This is a genomic window from Blastomonas sp. (assembly GCF_041747255.1).
Taxonomy (GTDB): Bacteria; Pseudomonadota; Alphaproteobacteria; order Sphingomonadales; family Sphingomonadaceae; genus Blastomonas.
The window spans coordinates 1-1,792 of record NZ_JBGTFM010000459.1 but is presented as its reverse complement, the minus strand read 5'-3'; the positions used below and the strand labels follow the sequence as shown (position 1 = coordinate 1,792).

Below are 1,792 nucleotides of genomic sequence, written 5' to 3'. Positions count from 1 at the left end.
CGGATCACAGCGCGGCGGGCGTTGAATGATCTTGCCGACAGCGGGCTGGTGCTGCGGATGCGCGGTCGCGGCACGCGCGTCAGCCCCACCGCCACCGAGCGCAACCCTGAACCGCTGCGCGCGACACTGGATGGGCTGCTGGAAAATGTCGGTCATATCGGGCGAATGACAACCGTGCGGGTGCTGCATTTCGGGTATACCCCCACCGGGGTAGAAGTGGCGGAAAAGCTTGAATTGCCGTCCGGCGCCCGCGTGCTGCACGCGCTGCGGGTCCGCGATCTGGCGGATCAGCCAATGTCGCTGCTCAACACCTGGGTGCCCGAAGATATCGGCGCCCTGATCGAGGGGCAGGACATGTCCACGGTGCCCTTGCTGCTATTGCTGGAATCCGCCGGCGTGCCAGTCGGTTCAGCCACGCAGACAATTTCGGCCACGCTGGCTGACGCGACTTCGGCTGGTGCATTGAACGTGCCCGCCGGGGCGCCGTTGATAGACGTCCGCCGCGTGGTGCGCGACACCTCCGGGCGGCCAGTGGAATTCATCAAGATTCTATATCGCCCCGAGATGTATCAGTTTCAGATATCCATGCAGCGCGTCGAAGGCGCGGCAGGCAATCCTGGCGCAGCGACCAGCCGGGTTCCTGAGAAACCACTCTCGGCTGACCGGACTGCCAGGCGCCTTATCGAACGATCATCAGCGCGTCCTCATCAGGCAATGTGGCCAATCTTTGGAGCCGGGTGAACAACGCGTCGGCCTGCCCCTCATCGACGCCACCGAACCGCGCGCAATCCATGAACTTCTCGGCAAGTCGATCCGTTTCAAGCGGCAGGTCTGCGTGTCCTGGCGACCGGCGCACCTTTCCGGTTTCCAGACGTCGGCCATCTTTCATCTGTATCATGGTCATGTCGTGAGGGGCCGGCACCGGATAATCCGGATCGTATTCGTCCACGGCGTTGACCTCGACACGGGCAATCAGACGGCGCAGCATGGGGTCTGCAAGAGCTGCGTCAGAGAGCGTCTAAAGCGATATGGTGCCGAACCTCAGCGCGGCGGCACAGACATAAGCGAGCGAGAATTTCGCCTCGGCTGCGCTGCGCGGGTTGGCCTTGTCCATCAAAGTCGCATATTTTTCCGAAACGCGGGGCCGGATGACCTCGATGGCGTCAAGATCGAGCGCCTCCCGCCCAGGCAAGTCCAGCAGGCCGTCGATGATCCGCTGTGACGCCCCCACGGTCGGATATTTCTTGATGTTCAGCCCGGTTTTCTCGATGTGCCATTGCGCACCGAAGTGGGCCTTGCGGACCAAATCCGCATTGCGGTCCGGTGACAGCGCGGCCAGCAGCCCTTTCGGTCCTTCGATCGCCACCGCACTTGCGGTCACACCACCTTGCGCCAGAAGGCAGCAGCGCACACCGGCTTCTGCGGCGCGTCCGGCGTGATACGGTTTGGTCATGGAGCCGAAGTTCTCCATCACACCGCCACCGTAGGCAGTTGCAAGTCCAAGGGCATTGCAGGTCTGCACAGCATCGAGACCCAGCAAATGCGCGACAGCGGCAGTCGCCCCCAGCGGGCCGAAAGTGGCTGTCGGATGCCAACCCTTCGAGTGCAGATGGTCCGGTTCGCGCGCCATGACCTCGGCCCAGACTTCATAGCCGGTGTCGCGTAGCCCTTAAATGGGCTCTGCCTCAATTTGTGTGGCGGAACGGTAGCATTCTCGCCCGCAGCAATTCTGGACCGGCCCGGCCATACATGGCGCGTTTGAGGGTCTTCAGTCGGTTGATCTGACCTTCCG

The 1,792-nt window shown here is 62.7% G+C and carries 1 protein-coding gene and 1 pseudogene; one reads left to right on the top strand and one right to left on the bottom strand.

Annotation, left to right across the window (positions count from 1 at the left end; genetic code table 11):
* Nucleotides 1-741: GntR family transcriptional regulator (locus ACEW8G_RS15250; protein ID WP_373489249.1), on the top strand; the 741-nt coding region annotated here is incomplete at its 5' end.
* Here ACEW8G_RS15250 and ACEW8G_RS15245 read toward each other — a convergent pair.
* Nucleotides 680-1,645, bottom strand: a pseudogene (locus ACEW8G_RS15245) (MmgE/PrpD family protein); the annotation flags it as partial. The gene ACEW8G_RS15250 and the pseudogene ACEW8G_RS15245 sit on opposite strands and share 62 nt — an antisense overlap.
* Nucleotides 1,646-1,792 lie beyond the last annotated feature (147 nt).